The organism is Streptomonospora nanhaiensis (assembly GCF_013410565.1).
In the GTDB taxonomy this organism is placed as follows: Bacteria; Actinomycetota; Actinomycetes; order Streptosporangiales; family Streptosporangiaceae; genus Streptomonospora; species Streptomonospora nanhaiensis.
This window is the reverse complement of record NZ_JACCFO010000001.1, coordinates 5,518,207-5,542,405: the sequence shown is the minus strand read 5'-3', so window position 1 is coordinate 5,542,405 and position 24,199 is coordinate 5,518,207. Positions and strand designations below refer to the sequence as shown.

General features: G+C 75.4%; 20 protein-coding genes. 6 read left to right on the top strand and 14 right to left on the bottom strand.

Going from position 1 to position 24,199, the window contains the following annotated elements:
* Positions 1-47: 47 nt before the first annotated feature.
* Positions 48-2,489 carry an AAA family ATPase gene (locus HNR12_RS24455; protein WP_179769753.1) on the bottom strand — a complete coding sequence of 814 codons (2,442 nt, stop codon included), beginning with the start codon at positions 2,487-2,489 and terminating at the stop codon, positions 48-50.
* A 105-nt stretch (positions 2,490-2,594) separates the two neighbouring features.
* Positions 2,595-3,305, bottom strand: coding sequence for a ribonuclease HII (locus tag HNR12_RS24450; RefSeq protein WP_179769752.1), 711 nt, complete (start codon positions 3,303-3,305; stop codon positions 2,595-2,597).
* A 156-nt stretch (positions 3,306-3,461) separates the two neighbouring features.
* Here HNR12_RS24450 and HNR12_RS24445 point away from each other — a divergent pair, with 156 nt between their 5' ends.
* The 3 genes from HNR12_RS24445 (at position 3,462) to HNR12_RS24435 (ending at position 5,050) form a co-directional block, all read left to right on the top strand.
* Positions 3,462-3,968 (top strand): histidine kinase, encoded by a 507-nt coding sequence (locus HNR12_RS24445; protein WP_179769751.1) that lies wholly within the window; start codon positions 3,462-3,464, stop codon positions 3,966-3,968.
* A 65-nt stretch (positions 3,969-4,033) separates the two neighbouring features.
* Entirely contained in the window at positions 4,034-4,675 is a 642-nt protein-coding gene (locus HNR12_RS24440; RefSeq protein ID WP_179769750.1) for a hypothetical protein, read from the top strand.
* A gap of 183 nt (positions 4,676-4,858) precedes the next feature.
* Complete coding sequence (locus HNR12_RS24435; protein WP_179769749.1) at positions 4,859-5,050, top strand: hypothetical protein; 192 nt, start codon at positions 4,859-4,861, stop codon at positions 5,048-5,050.
* Positions 5,051-5,141: 91 nt separating this feature from the next.
* Here the strand turns inward: HNR12_RS24435 and HNR12_RS24430 are convergent, their stop codons facing one another.
* The 3 genes from HNR12_RS24430 to HNR12_RS24420 form a co-directional block, all read right to left on the bottom strand.
* Complete coding sequence (locus HNR12_RS24430; RefSeq protein ID WP_179769748.1) at positions 5,142-6,605, bottom strand: SPFH domain-containing protein; 1,464 nt, start codon at positions 6,603-6,605, stop codon at positions 5,142-5,144.
* Positions 6,602-8,344 carry an SPFH domain-containing protein gene (locus tag HNR12_RS24425; RefSeq protein WP_179769747.1) on the bottom strand — a complete coding sequence of 581 codons (1,743 nt, stop codon included), beginning with the start codon at positions 8,342-8,344 and terminating at the stop codon, positions 6,602-6,604. Before HNR12_RS24425 ends, HNR12_RS24430 begins: the two co-directional genes overlap by 4 nt.
* A 200-nt stretch (positions 8,345-8,544) precedes the next feature.
* On the bottom strand, positions 8,545-9,432 hold the full coding sequence (locus HNR12_RS24420; RefSeq protein WP_179769746.1) for a LysR family transcriptional regulator: 888 nt from the start codon (positions 9,430-9,432) through the stop codon (positions 8,545-8,547).
* A 79-nt stretch (positions 9,433-9,511) separates the two neighbouring features.
* On the opposite strand from HNR12_RS24420, the gene HNR12_RS24415 reads away from it, so the two are divergent.
* From HNR12_RS24415 to HNR12_RS24405, 3 genes are all read left to right on the top strand, one after another.
* Positions 9,512-10,747, top strand: a complete 1,236-nt coding sequence (locus HNR12_RS24415) for an MFS transporter (protein ID WP_217781765.1) — start codon at positions 9,512-9,514, stop codon at positions 10,745-10,747.
* A gap of 277 nt (positions 10,748-11,024) precedes the next feature.
* A complete protein-coding gene (locus HNR12_RS24410) occupies positions 11,025-11,660 on the top strand; it encodes an NAD(P)-dependent oxidoreductase (protein WP_179769745.1) in 636 nt (211 codons plus the stop codon).
* Between the two features lie 286 nt (positions 11,661-11,946).
* Positions 11,947-12,258 carry a hypothetical protein gene (locus HNR12_RS24405; RefSeq protein ID WP_179769744.1) on the top strand — a complete coding sequence of 104 codons (312 nt, stop codon included), beginning with the start codon at positions 11,947-11,949 and terminating at the stop codon, positions 12,256-12,258.
* 96 nt (positions 12,259-12,354) lie between these two features.
* Here HNR12_RS24405 and HNR12_RS24400 read toward each other — a convergent pair whose 3' ends face one another.
* From HNR12_RS24400 to HNR12_RS24360, 9 genes are all read right to left on the bottom strand, one after another.
* Positions 12,355-12,783, bottom strand: coding sequence for a CBS domain-containing protein (locus HNR12_RS24400; protein ID WP_179769743.1), 429 nt, complete (start codon positions 12,781-12,783; stop codon positions 12,355-12,357).
* A 315-nt stretch (positions 12,784-13,098) separates the two neighbouring features.
* Positions 13,099-14,277 carry a glycoside hydrolase family 64 protein gene (locus HNR12_RS24395; RefSeq protein ID WP_179769742.1) on the bottom strand — a complete coding sequence of 393 codons (1,179 nt, stop codon included), beginning with the start codon at positions 14,275-14,277 and terminating at the stop codon, positions 13,099-13,101.
* An 889-nt stretch (positions 14,278-15,166) separates the two neighbouring features.
* Positions 15,167-18,013, bottom strand: coding sequence for a vitamin B12-dependent ribonucleotide reductase (locus HNR12_RS24390; RefSeq protein WP_179769741.1), 2,847 nt, complete (start codon positions 18,011-18,013; stop codon positions 15,167-15,169).
* A gap of 96 nt (positions 18,014-18,109) precedes the next feature.
* Complete coding sequence (nrdR, locus tag HNR12_RS24385) at positions 18,110-18,577, bottom strand: transcriptional regulator NrdR (protein WP_179769740.1); 468 nt, start codon at positions 18,575-18,577, stop codon at positions 18,110-18,112.
* A 941-nt stretch (positions 18,578-19,518) separates the two neighbouring features.
* Complete coding sequence (locus tag HNR12_RS24380) at positions 19,519-22,644, bottom strand: OmpA family protein (protein WP_179769739.1); 3,126 nt, start codon at positions 22,642-22,644, stop codon at positions 19,519-19,521.
* Positions 22,645-22,667: 23 nt separating this feature from the next.
* Positions 22,668-23,129 carry a hypothetical protein gene (locus tag HNR12_RS24375; protein WP_308118700.1) on the bottom strand — a complete coding sequence of 154 codons (462 nt, stop codon included), beginning with the start codon at positions 23,127-23,129 and terminating at the stop codon, positions 22,668-22,670.
* Positions 23,126-23,578, bottom strand: a complete 453-nt coding sequence (locus tag HNR12_RS24370; RefSeq protein ID WP_308118699.1) for a TadE/TadG family type IV pilus assembly protein — start codon at positions 23,576-23,578, stop codon at positions 23,126-23,128. The genes HNR12_RS24375 and HNR12_RS24370 overlap by 4 nt, the downstream gene beginning before the upstream one ends.
* The gene (locus tag HNR12_RS24365) at positions 23,575-24,015 is read right to left on the bottom strand and encodes a TadE/TadG family type IV pilus assembly protein (RefSeq protein ID WP_179769738.1); all 441 of its coding nucleotides are present in this window, start codon (positions 24,013-24,015) and stop codon (positions 23,575-23,577) included. Before HNR12_RS24365 ends, HNR12_RS24370 begins: the two co-directional genes overlap by 4 nt.
* Positions 24,015-24,188, bottom strand: a complete 174-nt coding sequence (locus tag HNR12_RS24360; protein WP_179769737.1) for a hypothetical protein — start codon at positions 24,186-24,188, stop codon at positions 24,015-24,017. The genes HNR12_RS24365 and HNR12_RS24360 overlap by 1 nt, the downstream gene beginning before the upstream one ends.
* Positions 24,189-24,199: the final 11 nt, after the last annotated feature.

The window sequence follows — 24,199 nt, the reverse complement described above, 5'->3', positions numbered from 1 at the left end:
CGTCCCCGGACCCGGCGCGCGCGGGGCGGGCGGGCCGGCCGCGGCCGTCAGCGCTGGGTGACCTCGGCGTAGGCCTGGCGGACGTCGGCGCTGGTGACGCGGGTGAGGTCGGCGGCCGTGGCGGCGTCGCCCAGCTCCTCGGCGACGCGGACGTCGCGGTGGGAGCACGCCTTCTCGAACAGGGAGCGGGCGAACCGGCCGTTGCCCAGCTCGTCGATCCAGCCGGAGTCGCACACGTAGCCGAAGATCTTGCGCAGGTCCTCGCGGGCGGAGGGGTCGAAGGTGTCGCCGGTGCGGGCGGCCACCACCTCGGCGATCTCGGTCAGCTCCTCGGGGGTGTAGCTGGGGAAGGCCACCCGGACGTTGAACCGCGAGGACAGGCCGGCGTTGCTGGCCAGGAAGCGGTCCATCTCGGCGGGGTAGCCCGCCAGCACGACCACCAGCCGGTCGCGGTCGTCCTCGGCCCGCTTGAGCAGGGTCTGGATCGCCTCGGCGCCGAAGGCGTCGCCGCCGCTGTAGCCGGGGTTGGCCAGGGAGTAGGCCTCGTCCACGAACAGCACCCCGCCCAGCGCGCGGTCGACCAGCTTGCCGGTCTTGATGGCGGTGGCGCCCAGGTGCTCGCCGACCAGGTCGGCGCGCTGGGCCTCGACCACGTCGGCGCGGCTGAGCAGGCCCAGCGCGGCGAAGACCCGGCCCAGGATGCGGGCGACGGAGGTCTTGCCGGTGCCGGGCGGCCCGGAGAAGACGAAGTGCCGCATCGGCGGGTGGTTGCGCAGCCCCTGCTCCTCGCGCAGCTTGGCCATCTGCAGCTGGGCCACGATCGAGCGCACCTGCCGCTTGACGGGCTCCAGCCCGATCATGGAGTCCAGCTCGGCCAGCGCCTGCTCGATGTCGGGGGTCTCGCCGAACCCGGGCAGCCGCCGGGTCAGGGAGTCGAAGGCGGTGGCGATGTCGGGGGCGCGCACGGTGACCAGCTCGCGGGCCTCGGGGCGGCCCTGGTCGGCCTCGGCGGTGACCACCCGGACGTCGCGCGCCTCGGCGGCCTTCTCGACCAGGGAGCGCACGAACCGGCCGTTGCCGAGGTCGTCGATGGCGCCGCCGCGCACGGTCTGGTCGAACCGGCGGCGCAGCGCCGGGCGGGCCTCGTCGTCGAGCAGGTCGCCGCGCTGCTCGAAGAGGGACTCGGCGATCCGCTGCAGTTCGTCGGCGGTGTAGCTGGGGAAGGTGATGCGGGTGGCGAACCGCGAGGCCAGGCCGGGGTTGGAGGCCAGGAAGCGGTCCATCTCGCCCTCGTAGCCGGCCAGGATCATGACGAGCCGGTCGCGGTCGTCCTCGGCGCGCTTGAGCAGGGTCTGCACGGCCTCGTTGCCGAACCGGTCGGGCTGGCCGTCGCCGTCGTTGACCAGGGAGTACGCCTCGTCGATGAACAGCACGCCGCCCAGCGCGCGGTCGACCAGCTCGTTGGTCTTGATGGCGGTGGCGCCGAGGTACTCGCCGACCAGGTCGGCGCGCTGGGCCTCGACCACGCGCGGGGTGGGCAGCAGCCCGAAGGAGTGGAAGATCGTGGCCAGCGTGCGGGCCACGCTGGTCTTGCCGGTGCCGGGCGGCCCGGAGAACACCAGGTGGCGCAGCGGCTTGTCGACGGCGTAGCCGGCGTCGGCGCGCAGCCGGGCGGCCTCGATGGAGGCGGCGATCGCGCGCACCTGCTGCTTGACCGGGTCCAGCCCGATCATGTTCTCCAGTTCGGCCAGCGCCTCGTCGACCGGGATGGGGGCGGCGTCGTCGCCGGGGTCGCGGGCGGCGCGGGCGCGCCGCCCCTCGGTGGCGCGCTCGCGGGAGTCGGGGCGGGCTCCGGCGGCGGGCGGCACCGCCCCTCGCGTGGTGGTGTGGCGGGTGGGGGGCGGCGCGCCGAGTTCGCGCATGGTGCGGCGCAGCCGGTAGGCGGCCACCGCGCGCCAGCCCAGCGCCAGGGCCGCCGCGGCGGTGGCGCAGACCAGGCCCAGGGCGGGCGGGGCGGACCCGGCGAGCATCCCGGCCAGCGACACGCTCATGCCGACGATGAGGGCGATGAGCAGCGCCAGCAGGGTGGTGTGCCAGACCGGGAACTCCTGGATGCGGGTGGCGGCCAGCGACACCCCCAGCGGCAGCAGGGGCAGCAGGAGCAGGAACGACGCCTCGGCGACGGGGATGGGGATGAGGAAGAGCGTGTAGGCCAGGGCGGTCCAGCCGATGGCGATGAGGGTGGTGGCCACGGCGTCGGTGGAGCGCATCAGCGCGGCGAACACCAGCAGCACGGCCACGGTGACGCCGACGGTGGTGATCACCGGCAGGCCGGTGAGCAGCGCCGCGACGGCCAGGACGGTGACGGCCACCAGGGCCGCGACCGCGCGGGTGCGCAGCGGGACCCCGTAGTAGGCCGCCCGCATCCGCCCCAGGGCGGAGGGGCCCTCGGGCCGCTCCGTGGTCTGGGAGCGTTCGTCGCGCGGCATCCGGCGTCCCTTCGCTTGCCTTAACGGGTCCATATTGCCGCGAAACGCGGAACTTTCATAAGGAGCCGGGCCCGGCGGGGGTCCGTGTCGGGTGCGGGGCGGCCCCTACAGCAGGGCCGTCTGGCCGTCGGGCTGCGGCCGGGGGCGCCGCAGGTGCCGCCACTTGGGCAGGTCGTCGAGGTAGGCCCAGCTCATGCGGTGGTGGGGGGTGGGGCCGAGTTCGGCCAGCGCGGCGCGGTGGGCCGGCGAGGGGTAGCCCACGCCGGTGGCGAACCCGTAGTCGGGGAACCGGGTGTCCAGGGCGGCCATGTACGTGTCGCGGTGCACCTTGGCCAGCACCGAGGCGGCCGCGACGCTGACGCAGGTGAGGTCGGCCTGGATCTGCGTGCGCACCCGCCAGGGGCCGCCCAGGAAGTCGTGCTTGCCGTCGAGGATGACGGCGTCGGGGCGTTGGCGCAGCCCGGCCAGCGCGCGGGTGGCCGCCAGGCGCAGCGCGCGGGTCATGCCGAGGTCGTCGATCTCGGCGGGGTCGGCCTGGCCGAAGGCGTGGTCGCGCACCCAGGGCCGCAGGAGTTCGGCCATGGCGGTGCGGCGCTGGGGGGTGAGCCGCTTGGAGTCGGTGAGGCCGTCGGGCGGCGGGGTGCCGTCGGTGACGGCGGCGCACACCACCACGGGGCCGGCCCAGGCGCCGCGGCCGACCTCGTCGACTCCCGCGACCAGGACCGCGCCCTCGGCCGCGAGTTCGCGTTCGAGGTCGTAGCACGGCACCGGCGGGGCGCCGGCCGGCGCCGGGGTGCTCGGGGATGTCTGGACCACGGGACAAGCCTAGGGGTTCGCGCGGCGCCGCCACACCCTTTACGGCGGGATCGGCGGGCGGTTTTCGCCGGACCACCGCGTGTGACGCACGGCGAGGGCGGTCACGTTCGGTAGTTTCCGCTTGGCTCCACGTGGCCGAGGAGAGGGGCGGTAGGCGTGAGGCGGAGCGCGGACGGCGCCGTGGCGCTGTACGACGGCGCGGCCCTGGCGGGCCGGATCGCGGCGGGCTGGATCGTGGCGGAGCACGCCTGGGGCGCGCTGCCCGGCTGGTGGGGCGCTGACGCCGGCCCCTCGCCGCTGGGCTGGGCGGTGGCGGCCTGCGCGGCGGCGTTCGCCGCGGGGGTGGCGCCGCGGGTGAGCGGCGCGGTGCTGGCGGCCGTCGCGGTGAGCGCGCTGGGCCCGCCGGTGGCGGCGGCGCAGGCGGGCGGCGCGGACGGGCCGTGGTGGGTGGCCGCGGCGGCGCTGTGCGTGCTGGGGGCGGTGCGGCCGGGCCGGCTGGCCCTGGGGCGGCACCTGCGGCGGCGCGGACCGGCGGCGCGGGGGTTCGGCCCGGCGCGCCGGGCCGAAACCGGTGGCCAAAGGTCCGGGCGTCGGCCTGATGAAGCGCCGCCGCTCCCGTATCCTGGGGGCCGGGCCGCGTTCAGGCGGCCCTCCCGTACCTGACCCGTCCGCCCAGGCACCCCCGCGCCCTCGGGCGGACCCGCTCACCCCCGAGGGGAAACCCGCTCATGTCCGCCACCGAAGAGGGCTCGGTCGCGAAGCTCATCGAGATCGCCCATCCCCCGACTCCGCGGCAGCGGCTGACGGAATGGGCGTCGCGGCCGCCCGGCCGCCTCTACATCCCCGCGTGCACCCTCGTCGGGCTGATCCTGCTCTACGAGGACAGCGTGCCCGGCGGCCACCTGCCCAGCTTCCTGCTCGGCATGGGCGGCGGCGCGCTGCTGGCCGCCATGGGGGCGCTGCGGCTGGGGATCGCCATGAGCATCGCGCGGCCGATGATCCTGCGGTACTGGCTGCGCTGGATCTCCGCGCCGCTGATCGCGCTGGCCGCCATCGTGCTGTCAGTGACCGACATCCCGCTGCAGGCGCGCGTGGAGTCGTCGGTGGCCGCGCTTGAGGAGGTCCGCAAGACCGCCGACCCCGCCTCCACCATGCCGCTGGACCAGTGGGCGGGCATGTACCCGCTGGAGGCGCTCACGGTCACCCCCGACGGCGTCACCCGCTACACCGTGCGCGGCGCCGGGCTGCTGGACGCCTCGGGGCTGGCCTACAGCCGCAAGGAGCTGCCCACCGACGTGTTCGTCGAGGGCCACGGCGGCGTGGTCTACGAGCACATCTCCGGCGACTGGTACTCCTGGAGCGAGTACTGACCCGAGTACCGGCGCGGCCCGCGCGCCGCGCCGACACGCCCGGGTTCCCCGGCCCCGCGTGGGCCTTCTCACCGGCTCTTGGCGCGCCCGCGGGCGCGCCGTCTCACCTTCCTCTTATCAACGCCCGGTAGACATGGAGCCGCGACAAAGGCTCGCACTGACGTCTGCAGGGACGGGGACGAGATGACCGAGTTCATGACAACACTGCACCTGCGCATCCACGACGCGGTCGCCGCGCTGAAGTCGGCGCGTGCGCGCGGCGACGAGGACCTGTGCCTGGTCCAGGCCGGCGAGATCGAGGACCTCGTGGAGATCGCCGCCCGGCACGGGGTGGACATCGACTGCGGCTACGGCGCGCTGGCCCACGCGGCCTGAGCGCGCGCCGCCGCGCACGCGAAAGGGGGAGGCCGGACGGCCTCCCCCTTCCCTGTGCCCGCCGCGCTGTCCGCCGCGCGGCGGCGCGGCCTCAGCGGCGGCGCTGCTTGCGGCCGCCGCCCGAGCCCTGGCGGTCCTGCTGCTCCTGCCGCAGGTCCTCGGCGGCCTGCTGGGAGTGCTCGGCCGCCGCGGCCACGGCGCCCTGGGCGTGCCGGAACACGTCCTGGGCGGAGTCGGCGAGGTCGTCGCCGCCGCGGTTGCCGGCGCCCAGCCGGGTGCGGCCGCCCTTGCCGCCGCCCCGGCGCCCGGCCAGTTCGGGCAGGAACTGGGCCAGCAGCAGGGTGGACAGCGCGGAGGAGTCGCCCCCGTTGCCGTCGGTGCGCACGACCACCGGCTGGGGCGCGCGCTCGGCCAGCGTGGCGCCCACGTCCAGGCGGCGCCGGGCCAGCTCGTAGCGCAGCACGGCGCGGTTGTCGCGGTAGGAGGTCGCCAGGCGGCGCTGGGCCTTGGCCTCGTTCTGCGCGGCGACGAGGTCGGCCCGCCCGCGGGTCTCGATCTCGTAGCGGACGCGCTGGGCCTCGGTCTCCTGCTCCTCCAGCATCTGCGCGACGTCCTTGCGGGCCTTGTTCAGCGCCGCGTTGACCTCGACGATCTTGGCGTCGCGGGTCTTCTTGGACCGCTCGATGTCCATGAGCAGGGTGTCGATGCGCCGCTTGCGGGTCAGCTCCCACTCCTGCTCGTAGGCCACCAGCTCCTTGGCGACCCGCTCGCGGGTGGCCAGGTGCTGCTGGTACTGGTTGGGCAGCTGGACGTCGGGGATGTTGCAGCCCATGATGCGCACGCCGTAGCGGCTGAGCTGCCGGTTGAGCAGCTCCTGCATGTCGGCGACGTCGGAGCCGCGCAGGTCGTAGGCGCTCTCGGTGCGCACCTGGCGGCTGCGCTGGCGGATGGCGTCCTGCACGGCGTTGGACAGCACCAGGTCGAAGTTGCTGGCGCCGATGCCGCGCACGAAGGCGACCGCGTCGGTGATGCGGAACTTCAGGAAGAACTCGATCGACTTCAGCGGCACGTTCTCGTGCGTGGGGCAGGCCAGGACCGGTGCGGTGTAGGGGATTTCGGTGGAGATGTCGACCACGAAGTCCACCCGCGCCCACGGGTTCCACAGGTAGTGCCGACCGGGGTCGAGCTGGCCGACGACGGCGCCGTAGCGGGTGAGGACCCCGACGGTGCCCTGCTCGATCTCCACGATGGAGGAGCGCCACCACCACAGCAGGCCCAGCAGCAGCGCGGCCATGGCCAGGACGAGCGCGGGCACGGCGATCCAGGCGAGCAGCGGGCCGCCCACGATCGCCAGCAGCAGGGCGGTGGTGACCAGGTAGAACGCCGCCCAGACCAGGACCGTCCAGCGCAGGCCGCGGCCGTCGCGCGGGATGACCACGGGCACCAGGGCGCCCTGGTCGCCGCCCCGCAGCAGGCGCGCGATGTCGTTCCAGGAGGCCAGGGCCTCCTTGATGCTGGAGCCGCCCTTGCCGGGCTCGGCCGACTGCTGGCTCATCGCGGACCTCCCTCGTTCGGGCCGGGGGCGCCGTTCTGCGGCCACGGCGCGGGCGGGCCGTCAGGGGCGGGGAACTCGCCCTCGGCCGGGGACTGCTGGGGCGCCTGCGGTGCGGCGGCGCCGCCGGAGGCGCCGAGCCGCTGCTCGACGGTGTTGTCGGCGACCGACTGGCGGATCTCCTCGATCCGGTCGGCGTTGGGGTCCTGCTCGGGCACGGGCGCGGCCTCGACGGTGTCCTCGTCGGCCTGGAGCACCCGGGCGATCTCGGCCTCGCGGTCGGCGATGCGCTGGGAGATCTCCGAGAGGCGGCTGCGGATGGCGGCCATGTCCTCGTCGGAGAAGAGCTGGGCCTCGGCCTCGCCGATGATGTTCTGGGCCACGCGCAGGAAGTCCACGCTGGTGTCGTCGGCGCCCCCGATGTGCAGTACCTGCGGCAGGCTGTCGGCGACCGACTCCAGCTTGTCCAGCAGGTCCTGCTGGTAGCGGTAGTTGAGGATCTCGGGCGCCTCGGCCGCGCTGACGGCGCGGATGTCCAGGGCCTGGGCCTCCAGCAGGGCGGCGTTGGCGTTGGCGGTGGACTCCGCCTCGACGAACCGCTCGCGGGCCTGGGCGCGCGCCCGGTTGGTCTCGCGCTCCAGGGCGGTGTCCATCTGCGCCTGGTACTGGGCGATGTCGGCCTGGATGGCGGAGAGGGTCTCGTTCAGCGAGGCGAGCTCCTTGTTGAGGTCGCCCTCGTTCTGCTCCTTGCGGAGCTGCAGCTCGTACTCGTAGGTGTACGCCTCCTTGGCCACGCGCACCATCTCCGGAGCCGCGAGGTCCATGCGGTACTCCTGGCTGGAGGGCTCGGCGTGGGTGATGTTGGCGTTGGTCAGCCGCACCGCGGGCAGGAACTGCTGGTTGAGCTGCTCCAGCAGGCGGGCGGTGTTCTCGCCGACCATGTCGTAGATCTCCGACGCCTGCTGGTCGTAGATCAGGCTGCGCGTGACCTCGCTGATGGCGTTGTTGAGCTTCTCCTGGAAGCCCTGCACCGCGCCCAGCACGAAGATGAACTGCTCGGGGTCCTCGATCTTGAACTGCACGAACAGGTCGATGGACGCCTTGACGCCGCTCTTGGTGGGCGCCTCGCGGATGGGGGCGTTGAAGGGGTACTCGCGGGTGGTGTTGACGATGTAGGAGACCCGCTTCCAGGGGTTGAACAGGGTGACGCGGCCCGGGCCGACGATCTGCTCCAGCTTGCCGAAGCGGGTGATCAGCGCGGCGCAGCCGTCGGGCACCATCACCAGGCCCTGGCGCCACCACAGGAACGCGGCGATGGCGACGAGCAGCACCCAGTAGTGCACGCCGAAGAACGGGTTGAGGAAGGGGCCGGTGGCCATGGACACCGGGAAGGTCACGACCTGTCCCACGACACCCACGATGAGCAGCAGGATCACCGGCAGCATGGCGGTGAAGGTGCGGCCCCGGGGGATGACCATGGGGCAGATCACGTGCACGGGGCCGCCGGAGCCGCGCTCGAAGGAGCTGCGGTTGAGCGCCTCGCCGGCGTTGTTGAGGGAGGTGGTCTGCTGCTCGATGCGCGTTCCCACGGAGGCGCCCTGTTCGCGGGCGGCCAGGAAGTCGCGCGGATCGGGCCCGAACCCCTCGGCCGCCTCGCCGAGCGCGTCGGAGACCGCCTGCCGGGGATCGCCCCCTTGTGCGATCGAGGAGGCGGCCCCGCGCACCGTCTGCGCGAAGGACATAGGTATCGACTCCTTGCTGGGTTGCGGAACTGCGGATATGACGCCGGCGGCGGGTGGGCGGTTCCGCGGCTCCTGCTGAGAGTCCCCGCATCGTCCCATATCAGGGGCGGGTTGTTAGTGGCCGTCCGATAACTATCGCCTATCCATGTCCGCAAGCGGCCATAACGGAGGACGCCGTCGGGCGGCTCCGGGGGGCGAGGCTAGGCGGCGCCGTCCTCGGGGCCCACGCCGAGGGCGGCCAGCAGGGCGGCGGCCGGCGGCGCGGGGCGGAAGCGGCTCCACACCAGGTACTCCACCCGGGCGGGGGCGTCGCGGATGGGGACGGCGACCACGCCGGGGACCTCGGGGACGAACGCGGCGGGCAGCAGGCTGATCCCCAGGCCCATGCGCACCAGGCGGGTGATGAAGTCGGGCGCGGTGACCTCGAAGGCGACCTCGCGGGTCAGGCCGGCGGCGGCGAACGCCTGGTCGGACTGGGCGCGCCCGGCGGTGCCCGCGGAGAAGTCGACGAAGGTCTCGTCGGCGATCTCGCGCAGCTCCACCTCGGCGCGGCCGGAAAGCCAGTGGTCGGGGGAGGCGACGGCCGCGAGATCGCCGCGCGCGAGTTCGCGGACGCGCACGCCCTTGGGGCGGCTGCCGAGCGGCAGGCCGAGGAACGCGACGTCCATGCCGCCCTGCCGAACCTGCTCGACCAGCTCCTCGCTGCCGCCCACGCGCAGCCGGACCCGCACTCCGGGGTGGCGCGGCCGGTAGTCGCGCAGCAGGGCGGGCAAATCCACGGCCGCCACCGTGGGGATGGCGCCGATGACCAGCGGGCCCCGGACCTCGCCGACCGCCGCGGCGGCCTCGGCGCGCGCCCGCTCGGCGGCCTCCAGGGCCTGGCGGGCGGCGGGCAGGAACGCCTCGCCGGCGGGGGTCAGGCGGACCCGGCGGCTGGTGCGGTCGAACAGGCGGGCGCCGAGTTCGCGTTCGAGGCGGGCGATCTGGTGGCTGAGCGCCGACTGGACGACCAGGCAGCGCTCGGCGGCGCGGGTGAAGTTGGCGGTCTCGGCGACGGCCACGACGTAGCGCATCTGCTGCAGCTCCATGGGATCGATCGTGCCGCACGATCGATCCGATGACAAACATGTGTTGGACTCATGAATGCTTTCGCAGCAGGCTGAGGGCATGGCAATCACACAGACGCGCGGCGAGCGCGCGGGGGTGGCCGGGCCACCCGGAACACGGGCGGGCGACGCGCTGGGCGGCGGCCTGCTGCTGCTGATGTCGGCGGCCACGGGGCTGGCGGTGGCGGGCAACTACTTCGCGCAGCCGCTGCTGGACGTCATCGGCCGCGACCTGCACCTCGGCCCCACCGGCGCCGGATTGGTCGTGACGGCGGCCCAGGTCGGCTACGCGCTGGGCCTCATCCTGCTGGTGCCGCTGGGCGACCTGGTCGAACGGCGCGGGCTGGCGGTGGGGCTGCTCGGCGCCACGGCCGCGTTCCTGCTGGTGAGCGCGGCGGCGCCGAACGGGCCGGTGCTGCTGGCGGGCACCCTGCTGACGGCGCTGGCCTCGGTGGCCGCGCAGGTCGTGGTGCCCTTCGCGGTGGCGCTGGCCGACCCCGCGCGGCGGGGCCGGGTGGTGGGCACGGTGATGACCGGGCTGCTGCTGGGCAGCCTGCTGGCCCGCACGTTCGCCGGGGGCCTGTCGGAACTGGGCGGCTGGCGCACCGTCTTCTGGGTGCACGCCGTGCTCGTGGCGGCGGTGGCGGTGCTGCTGTGGCGGCGGCTGCCCCGGCTGCACACGCCGGCCGGGCTGTCCTACCCGCGGCTGCTGGGCTCGACGCTGTCGCTGTTCCGCGACGAGCCGGTGCTGCGGTGGCGGGCGGCGATCGGGGCGCTGTCGATGGCGTCGTTCACCCTGTTCTGGACGGCGGTGACGTTCCTGCTGGCCGGTCCCGGCTACGGCTGGACCGAGGCCGCGATCGGCCTGTTCGGCCTGGTGGGCGTGGCGGGCACGCTGGCCACCCCGGTGGCCGGGCGGCTGGCCGACCGGGGGCTGACGCAGTGGGTGACCGGCGGCGGCGCGCTGCTGCTGGCGCTGGCCTGGCCGATGATCGGCGCGGGCGGGCAGTCCCTGCCGTGGCTGCTGGGCGGGGTGCTGGTGCTCAACGCGGCGCAGCAGGCGGTGCTCAACTCCAACCAGAACGTCGTCTACGGGCTGGGCGAGAAGATCCGCAACCGGGTCAACTCGGCGTTCATGACGGCGTTCTTCGCCGGAGGCGCGGCGGGCTCGGCCCTGGCCCCCGTGGTGTGGGTCGCCGCCGGCTGGCCGGGCGCGAGCGCGCTGGGCGGCGCGCTGGCCGCCGCGACGTTCGCGACCTGGGCGGCCGAACGCCGCTGGGCGGCCCGGCGCGGTTAGGCGCGCTCCACGCGGTACCCGCGCCCGCGGTGCCGCCCTCGCGGGACCGCGCCGGGTCCCGGACGCCGGCGGTCCCCGCCGGAGCGCCGGGGACGGCCGGGCGCGCCCGCCGGGCGAAGCGCGGAACGCGGCGGCGCGGGAACCGCCGCCAGGGCCGCCGCGCGGCAGAGCGGGTACCCGCGGAACACGCCCGAGGCCCGCATCGGCCGCGGCCCGCCGCCCGTTCCCCCTCCCCCTCTCCCCCAACCCGTTCCACCCTCGTTGGAAGGAAACAGCCATGCGTATCACCGTCTTCGGAGCCGCCGGAAGCGTCGGCCGGCACGTCGTCGCCGAGGCACTCGCCCGGGGCCACGCGGTCACCGCCGTCGTCCGAAACCCGGAGCGGTTCGCCGAGGTCCCGGCGGGGGCCGAACTCCGCACCGGCGACGCCGGGAAGGCCGCCGACGTGGCGGAGCTGAGCCGAGACAGCGACGTGGTGGTGGGCGCGACCCGGCCGGCGCCCGGCCGCGAGTCCGACCTGGTGGACACGGCGCGGTCGCTGCTGGCAGGGGTCGGCCGCACGGGTGCCCGGCTGCTGCTGGTGGGCGGCGCGGCCACGCTGACCGTGCCCGGTACCGGCACCACGGTGATGGAGGCGCCGGACTTCCCCGCCGACCTGGCGGCCATCGCGCGGGCGTGCGCCGAGCAGTTGGCCGTGTGCCGGGCCGCGACCGGTGCGGCCTGGACCTACCTCAGCCCGCCCGCGCTGCTGGAGCCGGGCGGGCGCACCGGGCGCTACCGGCTGGGCGGCGACGAACTGGTGGTGGACGCCCGCGGCGTCTCGCGGATCTCCATGGGCGACCTCGCCTCGGTCCTGCTGGACGAGGCCGAGCGGCCCCGGCACCTCCGGGCGCGGTTCACCGCCGCCTACTGAGTCCGCGTGCGCGCACGGCGCGGCCCGGGGCGGCCGGCGGCGCGCGCGGGCGCGTCCGCGGAGCACCTGCCGGGAGCGGCCGCGCGGGATGGACGGGCGGGAGCGCGGAGGCGTCCGCAGGGGCGCGGCCGCTTGGAGGGGTCCCGCGCCGGATGACCCGGCGGGAGCGCGTCCGCTCCGGGGCGTCCGGCCGAGCGGGCGGGCGGCGAGGGGGTAGCGTCGGCGGTGGAGCGCGGCCGGGGTCGCCCGGTTCCGGCCGTGCCGCCCGGATGCGACAGGAGTGCAGATGAGGGTTCCCAGCAGCGTCTACACCACGGCCGGCCTGATCGGCGGGTACGCCGCGGCCCGGACCACCAAGAACCGCCGGCTCGGCGGCGCGGTGCTGGCCGCCTGCGGCGCGGCGGCGTTCCGCAGCTGGCGGCGCAGCGCGGGCCTGCCCACGGCCGCCGCGCTGTCGGCGGTCTACAGCGGGGCGTTCGGTCTGGCCCACCCGCTGGCCAAGCGGATGGGCGCCTGGCCCGCCGTGCTGGCGGTCACGGCCGCCACGGGGGCCGCGGCCCACGTCCTGGCCGACCGCCGGGGCGGCGGGCGCGACTGACCCCGGCGGGAGGCCGGGGCCGGCGGCGCGGGGCGGCCCCGCGCCGCCGCCGGGCCCGGTGGGACGGCGCCGTCCGCCGGGTCCCGGGCGCGGGCCTCAGCCCTGGGTGATGTAGGACTCCAGCTGCCGGCGGTCCTGCTCCAACTGCTGGATGCGGCTCTTGACGACGTCGCCGATGCTGACGATCCCGACCAGGCGGCCGGCGGACAGCACGGGGACGTGGCGGACGCGGTTCTCGGTCATCACGACGGTGAGCGTGTCGACGGTGTCGTCGGGCGCGCAGGTGATGACGGCGGCGGTCATGATCTCGGAGACAAGGTCGGCCAGGAGGCCGGAGCCGCGCTGCTCCAGCCGGCGCACGACGTCGCGCTCGGACGCGATGCCCGCCACGGTGCCGTCGCGGACGACCACGGCGGCGCCGATGTTGCGCCGGGCGAGGCGGGTGAGGAGGTCGGCCACTGTCGCGTCGGGTGTGATGGTCTCGACCCGCGTGCCCTTGGCACGCAGGATCTCAGCGATCAGCATGTCGATCACCTTCCGATCGGTGACGACGGGTTACCCATCGCGCGAGCGGAGTAATCAGCCGATGACCCGGTGGCCCGTCCTCGTGTCGGTGCCCGCCTCCGGCCACGCCGCCTCCGCTAGCAGCGCTCGGAAGTGGGATCTCGCCTCTGTGTAGCCGTCGAAGTGCACGGCGGCGGCCATGGCGGTACCTCCTCGGTGTCGCCCTCACCACCCCAGCCACCGCCACGTACGTCGAGTACGTCAGGTACGCGCCGTACGCCGCCCGAGAGCGGACCGGGCCGGGGGGCCGGGTCCGCCCTCGGGCTCGGTGCCGGGTCAGAACGGGGTGAGGGTGACCTCGAAGGACGTGGGGGCGTGGTCCTGGATGTAGGACGCGAACTCCGACACGTCGTCGAAGGCGAAGCCGTAGGCGCGGCCGTCCTCGCTGGCCTCGTGCATGACGCGGGCGTAGTGGTTGGTGGTCGGGGCGGTGTAGAAGGCGGCGGGGTCGGTGACGGGGTGCTCGGCCGTGGTGAGCAGGGTCGAGCGGTTGAAGGCGGCGCCCAGGATCGCGGCGACCGGGCCGGTCACGCCGTCGTTGGGTGCCGCCAGGGCGCCGTCGCAGAAGAGGACGTCGCGGGTGGAGGGGCGGGCGAAGGGCGCGACACCGCCGCCGAAGGCCAGGCGCCCGGAGCCGTCGACCCGGCCGGTGAAGGTGCCCGTGTTGGTGGTGACGCGCAGGTCGGTGCCGCCGTAGCGGGCCCAGACCTCGTCGATGTAGGCGGCGTAGTAGTCGGCGGGGAAGCGGCCGCTGTCGATGCCGTGGCCGGGGGCGATAACGCGGAGCCGGTCGCCGACCACGAGCGGGGAGAAGTCGGGGTGGGCCGCGATCTCGTCGAACACCAGGGCGCGGCCGCCGGGCTTGAGGGCCCCGGTGGTCTGCTCGCGCTCGCCGCTCAGCCGGATGGCCAGGGGCACGCTGAACTGGTCGACCATGGTGGTGTTGCAGTACATGCCGGTGTCGTTGTGCGTGAACTCGACCGTGTCGTGCAGGACGGTGTAGTTGGGGTCGCTCTCGACCCAGCCGGCCGGGTACTGGAGGGCGGGGCGGCCGTTGCCGTCGGCCACGACCTTGAAGCGGAGCTTGTCCTCCAGGGCGAGGTAGATCCGGCCGGACATGAAGGGCAGGGTCAGCCCGGCCGTTTCGGTGAGCGGGATGGCGTAGTCGGTGAAGCCGTTGTCGGCGTTGTCGGACTCCTGGACCGGCGCGGCGGCGCCGTCGCGGGTGACGCGGCACTGCTGCCCGGTCGCCAGGTCGGTGCCGACGATGTAGACCCGCACGGCGCTGTCGGGGTAGCCGCTGTTGTTGACGAAGGACACCGGCAGCGCGCCGGCCTGGGCGCCGTCGGTGAGCCGGGCGGCGCCGGGCCGCGCGCCGCAGGCCGCGGCGCCGAGGAGCGGGGCGGCCACGGCCGCGGCGCCCACTCCGCGCAGGAAGGACCGTCGGTCGATCATGGGGGGGGATCCCTTCTGATGGGGGCAGGGCGGGCGCGCCGCGCACCGGTCGCCGGTGCGCGGCGCGCCCGCTTTCAGGGGATGCGCCGCCGGCGCCCGGCGCGGGGAGGCGCGGCCGGGCACCGGCGGCGTGGTGGGGCGGAGCGCGAGGCGTCCGCGTGCGAGGCGGCGGTGCCGGCCTCGCCTCTCCCCCGCGCGGCGCGGGGGGAGCGGGTGCCGCCGCGGGCGGCGGGCGGGACGGCGGCGGGGGCGCGGCCCGGGCCGGGGCGGCCCGCGCGGCCGGGGGGCGGGGCGGCGGCGCGGCGGGCGGTGGGCCGTGGGCGGGGCTGCATCTCGTCGTCCTCGGAGCAGGGAGTCGGGGAGATGGGAGGCGGGGCCGGCCCGCGCCGGCCCGGAGCAGCATCCGTGTGGGGACGGATGCGGTGGGAGTAGTGTTCGTGTGGCAGTGGTTGGCTTTCCCCTGCGCTGCCCCGATGCTAAAAGCGTGCCTTCTGGGGCGCAAGAGGCGTTCTCGCACCGCGTGAGGCCCCGGGCGCGCTCGGCGACGACGCCCGTACGCGGCCGCGCCCGTACCACTCCCCCATCGCGGGCCCCGTGATCTCGACCGCCGCACCCGGCCCCGACCAGACCGGTCCGACCGGCCCCGCTCCCCAGGTCGGACGGTTTTTCCACCACCGCCCGGCACCCGCGCCCCACCGGGCGGCCCGGTCGGGGCCCGCCCCGGCCGCGGGCGGCCGAGGGGGCCGTGTCCGCAGGAGCCCGCCGGGCGCGTCCCCGGCGGGCTCCTGCGGACACGACGAGGGGGAAGCCGGCGGGGCCGGCTTCCCCCTCACAGGCCGTCAGCGCTCACCGCGGCGGGTAGTCCTCCCCGCCGCGGTGCCGTGCGGCGTCAGCTGCAGCCGCTGGTGGAGCCGCAGCCCTCGCAGACGTAGCAGCTGCCCGACGGGCGCATCTTGGTGCCGCAGGTGACGCACAGCGGGGCGTCGGCGACGAAGCCCTGCTGGCGCTCCACCAGTTCGGTGGTGGTGTGCACCTCGGTGCTGGGGGCCGGGCGCGCGCCCTGCTCGCCGGTCGACTCCGCCGCGCTCTCGGCCGGGGCCACCGGGGCCGACTGGGCGTAGGACTCCACCTGGGCCGCGACCTGGGCCGGGTCCTCGCCGTTGGCCTGGGCGCGGCGCTCCTCCGCCGAGAGGACGCCCAGCGCGGCGCGCTCCTCGTAGGGCAGGTAGTCCAGCGCCAGGCGGCGGAAGATGTAGTCCACCACCGACTGGGCCATGCGGATGTCGGGGTCGTCGGTCATGCCCGCCGGGTCGAACCGCATGTTGGTGAACTTCTCGACGTAGGTCTCCAGCGGGACCCCGTACTGCAGCGCGATGGAGATCGCGATGGAGAAGGCGTCCATCACCCCGGCCAGGGTCGAGCCCTGCTTGCCGAGCTTCATGAAGACCTCGCCCAGCCCGTCGTCGGGGTAGGAGCCGGCCGTGATGTAGCCCTCGGCGCCGCCGACCGAGAAGGACACGGTCTGGCTGGGCCGCTTCTTGGGCAGGCGCCGGCGCACCGGCCGGTTGACCTCCACGACCTGCGGCGCGGGCGCCTCCTGCGGGGTGTCCGCGGTCTTCTTCTCGCCGGAGCCGGTGGACAGCGGCTGGCCGACCTTGCAGTTGTCGCGGTAGACCGCCAGTGCCTTGAGCCCCAGCTTCCAGCCCTGGAAGTAGATGTGCTCGAAGTCCTCGACGGTGGCCTCCTCGGGCACGTTCACCGTCTTGGAGATCGCGCCGGAGAGGAACGGCTGGACCGCCGCCATCATCTCCACGTGGCCCATGGGCTTGATGTAGCGCTTGCCCATGGCGCAGTCGAACACCTCGTAGTGCTCCGGGCGCAGGCCCGGGGCGTCGACCACGTGGCCGTTCTCGGAGATGTACTCCACGATCGCCTCGACCTGCTCCTGCTGGTAGCCGAGGTTCTTCAGCGCCCGCGGGATGGCCTGGTTGACGATCTGCATGGAGCCGCCGCCGACCAGCTTCTTGTACTTGACCAGCGAGAAGTCGGGCTCGATGCCGGTGGTGTCGCAGTCCATCATGAAGCCGATGGTGCCGGTGGGCGCCAGCAGGCTGGCCTGGGCGTTGCGCCAGCCGTTCTTCTCGCCCGTCTTGAGGCACTTCTCCCACGCCGCGGTGGCCGCCGTGTGGATGGCGCGGTCCATGTCGCCGATGGTGCGCACGTCGTCGTTGGCGGCGGCGTGCTTGCGCATGACCCGCTTGTGGGCGTCGGCGTTCTTGGCGTAGCCCTCGTAGGGGCCGACGACCCCGGCCAGCTCGGCGCTGCGCTTGTAGGCGGTGCCGGTCATCAGGGAGGTGATGGCGGCGGCCACGGCGCGCCCGCCGTCGGAGTCGTAGGCGTGGCCGGTGGCCATCAGCAGCGCGCCGAGGTTGGCGTAGCCGATGCCCAGCTGGCGGAAGGCGCGGGTGGTCTCGCCGATCTTCTCGGTGGGGAAGTCGGCGAAGGTGATGGAGATGTCCATCGCCGTGATGATCAGCTCGGTGAGCTTGACGAACGTGTCGATCTGGAAGGTGTCGTCGTCGCCGAGGAACTTCAGCAGGTTGATCGAGGCGAGGTTGCAGGAGGAGTTGTCCAGGTGGACGTACTCCGAGCAGGGGTTGCTGGCGGTGATGCGCCCGCTCTCGGGGGTGGTGTGCCAGTCGTTGATGGTGTCGTCGTACTGGAGCCCGGGGTCGGCGCACTCCCACGCCGCCCGCGCCATCTTGCGGAACAGCTCCTTGGCGTCGACGGTGGCCAGCACCTCGCCGGTGGTGCGCGAGGTCAGGCCGAAGTCCGAGCCGGTCTCGACGGCGCGCATGAAGGCGTCGGAGACCCGCACCGAGTTGTTGGCGTTCTGGTACTGCACGCTGACGATGTCGGCGCCGCCCAGGTCGACGTCGAAGCCGGCGTCGCGCAGCGCGCGGATCTTGTCCTCCTCGCGCGCCTTGGACTCCACGAAGTCCTCGATGTCGGGGTGGTCGACGTCGAGGACCACCATCTTGGCGGCGCGGCGGGTGGCGCCCCCGGACTTGATGGTGCCCGCCGAGGCGTCGGCGCCGCGCATGAACGACACCGGGCCCGAGGCGGTGCCGCCCGAGGACAGCAGCTCCTTGCTGGAGCGGATGCGGGAGAGGTTCACCCCGGCCCCCGAGCCGCCCTTGAAGATGATCCCCTCCTCCTTGTACCAGTCGAGGATCGACTCCATGGTGTCGTCCACGGAGAGGATGAAGCAGGCCGAGACCTGCTGCTGGGAGGCCGTGCCCACGTTGAACCAGACCGGCGAGTTGAAGCTGAACAGCTGGTGGATCAGCGCGTGCTTCAGCTCGTGGTCGAAGATCTCGGCGTCCTCGTCGGTGGCGAAGTAGCCGTGCGCGCGGCCGGTGGCGGTGTAGGTGCCCACCACCCGGTCCACGAGCTGCTTGAGGCTCCACTCGCGCTGCGGGGTGCCCAGGGCCCCCCGGAAGTACTTGCTGGAGACGATCTGGGTGGCGTTCATCGACCAGAAGGCGGGGAACTCGACGCCGCGCTGCTCGAAGTTGACCGACCCGTCGCGCCAGTTGGTCATGACGACGTCCCGGCGCTCCCACTCGACCGCGTCATATGGGTGCACGCCCGGCGTGGTGAAGACCCGCTCGATCTTCAGGCCCTTGCGCCGGTCCTTGCCCTTGCGGGCCGCCCCGCTGGCGGTCTCCGTCATCTCGCTCCCCCTGCTCCTCATCTGAACCCATACCAGGCACCGCCCCACTGCCGTGGGGACCGGTGCGTGCCGTGCTCGCCCGGCCGCCGCCGCGCGCTAGTCCTCGTGCCGCGCCTTCTCCCGGTCGGCCCGCAGCATGGCGATCTCGTGCTCGAAGTCCGCCAGGGACTCGAACCCGCGGTAGACCGAGGCGAAGTGCAGGTAGGCGACCTCGTCCAGTTCGCGCAGCGGACCCAGGATGGCCAGGCCGATCTCGTGTGCCGGGACCTCGGCGACTCCGCGCGAGCGGATCTCCTCCTCGACCCGCTGGCCGAGCTTGGCGAGGGCGTCCTCGGTGACCGGGCGCCCCTGGCAGGCGCGCCGCACCCCGGCGACGATCTTGCTCCGCGAGAAGGGCTCGGTGACCCCCGAGCGCTTGGCGACCATCAGCAGCACGGTCTCCTGCGTGGTGAAGCGGCGTTCGCAGCTCGGGCACGAGCGGCGGCGCCGGATGGCCGCGCCGTCGTCGGTGGAGCGGCTGTCGATCACCCGGGTGTCGGGATGGCGGCAGAACGGACAGTGCACGCCGATGCGCCTCCCCAAGATCGTCGTCGTCTCTCGCGGCGCCCCCGCACCGGCCGGGCCGGCGTGCCGCGCGCATGCGCGTCAGCGCCGGTGTCCCGGCGGCGAAGGGCGCTTGGTCCGCCTCGCGGAACACCCGCCGCACGGGCGCCCCCGAAGGAACGGGTACCTACTAAAGCACAATTTCTAGGCCGCGTGTTCCACGACGAGCACTAGATGTTGTGGTCAACCTACGACCGCCACACCAGCCACGCAAGTCCCCCGCGCAACCGCCGCGGGTCTTCCCGCTGGTCATCCCGGGGAAAACCACGAGGGGTGGCCGGGCGTGTCCGCAACGTCCTCACCTGCGCGGAAGCGGCGGTGTGCCGACAACCACACCGCACGAAAGCACCGCCGGGGCACCCTGGACGGGGGAGCGGGCGCGGCGCGGGCGCCGAAGGCGCGCGGCGGCCGGAGAGGGCTCCGGGGCGCCCCCGCCGGGAGTCGCGGGCGGGGGCCACCTTACCCCCTCGGGGAACACCGCCGTCCGGCACACGCCGATCACCCGCCGGGGCGCCGCGGGCGCACGGACGCCCAGGTCAGGTGTTACGCACTCCATTCCCCGACCGGGTGGCCGACTCCGGCCGCGCGGCACGCCGAAGGGCCCGGCACGGCGGCTCCCGGGCACGCCGAGAGACCGGCCCACGCGCGTCCCGATCCCGGGCACGCCGAGGGGCGTGCCCGCGCGACCGGACCGCTCAGGCCGCGGGCGGCGGGCGAACGCGGGGGCCGACCGGGACAGCGCCCGTCCCTTCCGCAAGCCCGCGGCACACCCATGTGGGCGGCCGACCCGCTCCAGGCGCGGGCGGCGGGCGAGCGCCAGGGCTCCCGCCGGCCGCTCCTTGGGCGGCGGAGCCGCCCGGGGCCGTCCCGGGCCGCGTCGGGGCGGCCGGGGGGCGCGGGTCTCAGGTGGTCTCGCGTGGGCGCCAGGCGCGGCCTCGGCCGGCCTTCTTGGGCTTGCGCGGCAGGCGGGGCGAGCCGCCGTCGTGGTCGGTGTCGCCGTCGGCGCCCGCGGGGTCGGCGGCGCCCTGGGGATCGCGGTCGGCGGCGTCGCCGGTCGGCCGGGCCTCCTCGCGGTCGGCGTCGGCCTGCACCTCCCGCATCCGCCGCACCCGGGCCGCGCGGGGGGTGAGGTCGCTCCGGCGCGGCGCGGCACCCGAGCCTGGGCCCGAGGTCGCCGCGTTGTCGGCTCCCTCGTCGGGCGCCGGCGCGGCGGCGGGCGGCTGCCCGGCCGTGTCCGCCGCGCGGCTCGTCCTCTCGGCGCGGTCGCCCAGCCGGGCGAACCGGCCGCGCCGGCGCGACGGCACGGCCGTCCCGGCGGGAGCGGGCGGTTTCTCCGCTTCGGTGTCCGCGGGCGCGGGCCCGGTGCCGGCGGAGACCTCGGCGGCGGTGCCGCCGGCCGCGCCGGCGCCGGGGCGGCGCGGCGGTGCGGTCCGCTCCGTCCGCGCCGGGTCCTCGGCCGCCTCGGGCGGGGCCGCCGCGCCGGCGGACGCGTCGGCGGGCGCCGTCTCGGGGGCGGGCCGACCGGGTCGGCCGGCGCCGCCATCGCGCCGCAGCGGCGAGACCGGGCCGACAGGGGCGTATCGCCCCACGCCCGGCACCGCGCCGGGCAGTTCGGTCGGCGGGGCGGGCACGGCGAGGGCCGCCGGCACGGCCGCGTCGGGCGCATCAGGCGACCGAGCAGGCGCGGACGCCTCTGCCGGTTCGGCCGGCGTGGGCCGCGCGCCTGGGACCGGCGGGGCGGCGGAGCCGGTCGGCTGGGGGCCGCCCGCGCCGTTGGCGCGCTGGGAGCGGGAGTCGCGGGTCGGCTCCTCGGCGGCCGTGCCCGGTGCCGACGGCGTGACTTCGGCGCCCGCCTCGGCATCGTCGGCGGCGCCCGTGTCGGGGAGCAGGGCCGCGGAGAACCCGTCGGCGTCGGTCACCCGCTCGCCGCGGTCGCCGGGCGACTCGGCCGCCAGGCGGCGGAACCGCGCCCGGCCGCGCCGGCCGGCCTTGCGGGGCATCGGCCGCACCGGCTCCTCCGCACCGGCGGGGGCGGCGATCGGCTCGGCCGCCGGCTCGGTGTCGGCACGGTCGGCCGCCGGCCCGGCCGACTCCGCTGTCGGCCGCTCCGGCAGCGCCTCCCAGTCGACCGCGCCGGCCGGCGCCGCCGGAGCGGGCTCCGCGTCCGTCGCGGCGTCCCCGGCCTCCCCGGCGCCCGCGTGGGCGCGCACCGCCGCCGCCACGTCCTCCTGGCTCGCCCCCGGCCACGACGCGTGGAACAGCGGGTTCAGCGGAGGGCTGGTCTCGGTGATCAGCCCGTCCGCCGCCACCGCGCAGCTGCCGCCCAGCGGCCAGCGGCCCAGCACGACGGCGGTGATCCCGCGCCGCTGGCCGTGCAGCAGCAGCCCCGACAGCGCCGTCTCGTGGCGCGCGTCGGGCTCGGTGACCAGCACCAGCGGGTCGCCCTCGGCCGAGGTCAGCGGGTCGGCCGCGCGCTCGTGCAGCTCGCGCTGCAGCTCGGCGAGCGCGTCCTCCATGGTGTCCACGATCCGCACCTCCTCGCGGGGGTGCGCGCGCAGCGCGCCGTACGCCTCGCCGCCGAGGAACCGCTGGGCCAGCGCGTCGGTCAGCAGGATGCGCGCGGGCCGCTGCTCGGGGTCGCCCAGCGCGTTGACCACGAGGCGGCGGGCCGCCGCGTAGGACCCGGCACCGGTGAGCCCGAGGCCGGGCACGTGGTCCAGTTCCACGGTGACCCGCTCGTCGATGTCGTCGGCCACCGTGGGCCGCGGGGGCGCCGGGGGCAGGGCGCGCGGCTTGGGCGGTCTGCCGCCGACCTTGGGGCGCGGCAGCGTCAGGCGCAGGCCCGCCAGGCGCACCCCGCCGCGGCCCGCCGCGTAGCCGCCGACGATGCCCGCCACCGCGATGGCGCCGACGACGGCCGGGTTCTCGACGTCCACGGAGAAGTCGGGGGTGTCGCCCCCGGCCGAGGTCGGCAGGACGGGCGGCGCGACGACCGGCGCGCCCTCCTCGGCCCCTTCGCCCGCCTCGCCGGCGGCGGATTCGGTGGTGGAGTCGGTGGCCGCGTCGGCGCCCTCCCCCGCCCCGGCGGTATCGGCCCCGCCGCCGTCCGCGCCGCCTCCGGCGTCGGCCTCGGCCGGCGCGTCCTGGGCGGGCGCGGCCTCGGGCGTCTCGGCGGCCGGCCGGTCCTGGGCGGTGGTGGGCGCCGCGTCGGGCTGCTGGCCGCTGACCACCGTGTAGTCGACCTCGATCCGGCGCTGGGCCGCCAGGTCGCCCTCGCGGGGGTCGGTGGAGCCCGCGCCCTCGGTCTCGATGCGCGGCGCGTCGTCGCCCAGCTTCTCGCGCAGGAAGTCGGCCGCCGCGCGCGCCCGCTGCTCCGACAGCTGCCGGTTGAAGTCCTCGGGCCCCGTCTTGTCGGCGTGTCCGGTGATGTGGACCGTGTGGTCGGCGGAGCCGAAGTCGCGGATCATGTCGGCGACCTTGGTGAGGTCCTCGCGCATGGGGTCGGTCAGCCGGTCGGAGTTGAGCGCGAACCCCGCGACGGTGCGCGACCGCTCGACGGTGGAGCCGGGGGCGGCGGGCCCGTCGTCGAGGTCGGCCGGCGGCGACTCCTCCACCTGGGGGCGCGGCGTCTCCGGGGCGTCCAGGTTCAGCTCCCCGGGGTCCACCGACTCCACCTGGACGGTGTCGGCCAGCGCGTGCGTGGGCGCCGCAACGGTGGCGCCCAGCGCGGTGGCGGCCACCACCTGCAGCGGGCCCAGCGGCCGGAACGGCAGCCGCCCCCCGCGCCCGCGCGCGATGACCTCGGCGGCGATTCCGGCGGCGTAGAGCCCCCAGACGGCCCACAGGGCGACGATGAGCGCCGCCATGGCCACCCCCGGCGGGGCGGAGAGGCTGCGCACGTGCACCAGCGCCGTCTCCCACGACAGGTCCAGCGACGGCCAGGGCAGGTGCCACAGCAGCACGTAGGGCAGCCCGGCCAGGACGGCCAGGGCCAGCAGCAGGGCGCTCAGCCGGCGGATGGTGCTCATATCGCCTCCACGGATCACGGTCGCTATGGAGCGGACGCGGCGGGGGAAGTGTAGGGGCGGGCGCTGGCGGTCGCCTCGACCGTGGTGGAGCCGATGGGCAGCAGCACGAAACCGTAGTCGACACTGCACGTCACGGTGACCGTGTCGCCGTCGACGGTGACGGTTCCGGTGGCTCCGGCGTCGGCGAGGAACGCCTGGGCGGCCCGGCTCGCCTCGACGGGGTCGAGCCCGACCTCCTCGGCTCCGGAGCGGTAGGCGGCCCAGTCGATCTGCTGGACCCCGACCCGCGCGGCCTCCTGCGCCATCAGGTGGGCGCCGCTGTGGGCCCGCAGCAGGCCGCCGCCGTCGAAGACCAGGCCCAGGCACAGCACGAACGACGTCGCCAGCACCACGACGAACGCCGTGGCCTGGCCGGAGTCGCCGCGCCCGCGCCCGGCGGGTGCGGCGGCCGGCGCGGTGCGGGGTGCGGGGCCCGGCGCCGTCACGGCTGCCCCCGGAAGGTGTCGACCACGACCGTGGACTCCCCCTCGATGGTGTGGGTGCCCGGCACGTCCAGCCCGACGAGGTCACCCAGCCCGACATGGCACTCCAGGACGGCGTGCACCGCCGCCCCGGGCAGCAGGCCGCCGTGGTCCACGGTGAGCGCGTAGTCGGCGCACACCAGCCCGTGGGTGCTCAGCGCGGCCTCGGCGGTGGCCGCGGCCGCCGCGTCGGCCTGGGCGGGGGTGCGCTCCAGGGACGCCGCGCGCGCCGCGGCGTGGGCGACCTCGTCGGCGGTGGCCGCGGCGCCGGTGACGCGGCCGGCCAGCAGCATCAGCATGGCGAACAGCAGCAGCATCGGGGTGAGGACGGTGAGTTCGGTGGCCATGGAGCCCCGGTCGCCGCCGGGCCCGCCGGCGGCCACCGGCGCGGCGCGCAGGGTCGCGGAGGTCACGGCGCGGCCCCTCCCGCCTCTCCCGGCTCGACGAAGCGCTCCACCGGCGCCGTGAGCTCGTGGCGCACCGGCCAGGTCAGGCCGGGGATCAGGCTGGGGACCTCGGCCTCGACGACGACGCGCACGCTGACCTCGCCGCGTTCGACGACGATGACGCGGTTGCCCAGGACACTGCCGCCGATCTCGTCGGCGAACGCCTCGGCCTGCGCCTGGGCGCCGGCGGAGTCGGCGGCCCGCGCCGTCTCCACGGCGTGGCGGGCCACGCTCGCCGCGGTGTGGTCGCCGTGCATCCACACGGCGACCTGGACGACGAGCAGCACCAGCAGCAGGAGCAGCGGGGTGGCGACGGCCACCTCGGCGCTGCCCCGGTCGTCGTCGGCCCGGGGGCGCGTCCGGTGCGCGACCGGGCGCCCCGAACGAGGCGTGGAGCGCGCCATTATTCGAGCGTGATGCTCTGGGCGCGCTCCAGGACGGTCGCGGAGATGAACCCGACCGCCGTGATGGCCATCGCCACCAGCAGCGCGATGACCACGACCGTCTCGGTGGAGTATCCCCCGTCTCCGCGGGCGCGCCGGCCGCGGTCGTCAAGCAGGTGGATCAGGAGTTTCATCGCGGGCTCCA

Coding starts and splice junctions, on each gene's coding strand:
- HNR12_RS24455 (WP_179769753.1), bottom strand. CDS start 2,489: ATGCCGCGCGACGAACGCTCCCAGACCACGGAGCGGCCCGAGGGCCCC.
- HNR12_RS24440 (WP_179769750.1), top strand. CDS start 4,034: ATGTCCGCCACCGAAGAGGGCTCGGTCGCGAAGCTCATCGAGATCGCC.
- HNR12_RS24435 (WP_179769749.1), top strand. CDS start 4,859: ATGACCGAGTTCATGACAACACTGCACCTGCGCATCCACGACGCGGTC.
- HNR12_RS24430 (WP_179769748.1), bottom strand. CDS start 6,605: ATGAGCCAGCAGTCGGCCGAGCCCGGCAAGGGCGGCTCCAGCATCAAG.
- HNR12_RS24425 (WP_179769747.1), bottom strand. CDS start 8,344: ATGTCCTTCGCGCAGACGGTGCGCGGGGCCGCCTCCTCGATCGCACAA.
- HNR12_RS24420 (WP_179769746.1), bottom strand. CDS start 9,432: ATGGAGCTGCAGCAGATGCGCTACGTCGTGGCCGTCGCCGAGACCGCC.
- HNR12_RS24415 (WP_217781765.1), top strand. CDS start 9,512: ATGGCAATCACACAGACGCGCGGCGAGCGCGCGGGGGTGGCCGGGCCA.
- HNR12_RS24410 (WP_179769745.1), top strand. CDS start 11,025: ATGCGTATCACCGTCTTCGGAGCCGCCGGAAGCGTCGGCCGGCACGTC.
- HNR12_RS24405 (WP_179769744.1), top strand. CDS start 11,947: ATGAGGGTTCCCAGCAGCGTCTACACCACGGCCGGCCTGATCGGCGGG.
- HNR12_RS24400 (WP_179769743.1), bottom strand. CDS start 12,783: ATGCTGATCGCTGAGATCCTGCGTGCCAAGGGCACGCGGGTCGAGACC.
- HNR12_RS24395 (WP_179769742.1), bottom strand. CDS start 14,277: ATGATCGACCGACGGTCCTTCCTGCGCGGAGTGGGCGCCGCGGCCGTG.
- HNR12_RS24390 (WP_179769741.1), bottom strand. CDS start 18,013: ATGACGGAGACCGCCAGCGGGGCGGCCCGCAAGGGCAAGGACCGGCGC.
- HNR12_RS24380 (WP_179769739.1), bottom strand. CDS start 22,644: ATGAGCACCATCCGCCGGCTGAGCGCCCTGCTGCTGGCCCTGGCCGTC.
- HNR12_RS24365 (WP_179769738.1), bottom strand. CDS start 24,015: ATGGCGCGCTCCACGCCTCGTTCGGGGCGCCCGGTCGCGCACCGGACG.
- HNR12_RS24360 (WP_179769737.1), bottom strand. CDS start 24,188: ATGAAACTCCTGATCCACCTGCTTGACGACCGCGGCCGGCGCGCCCGC.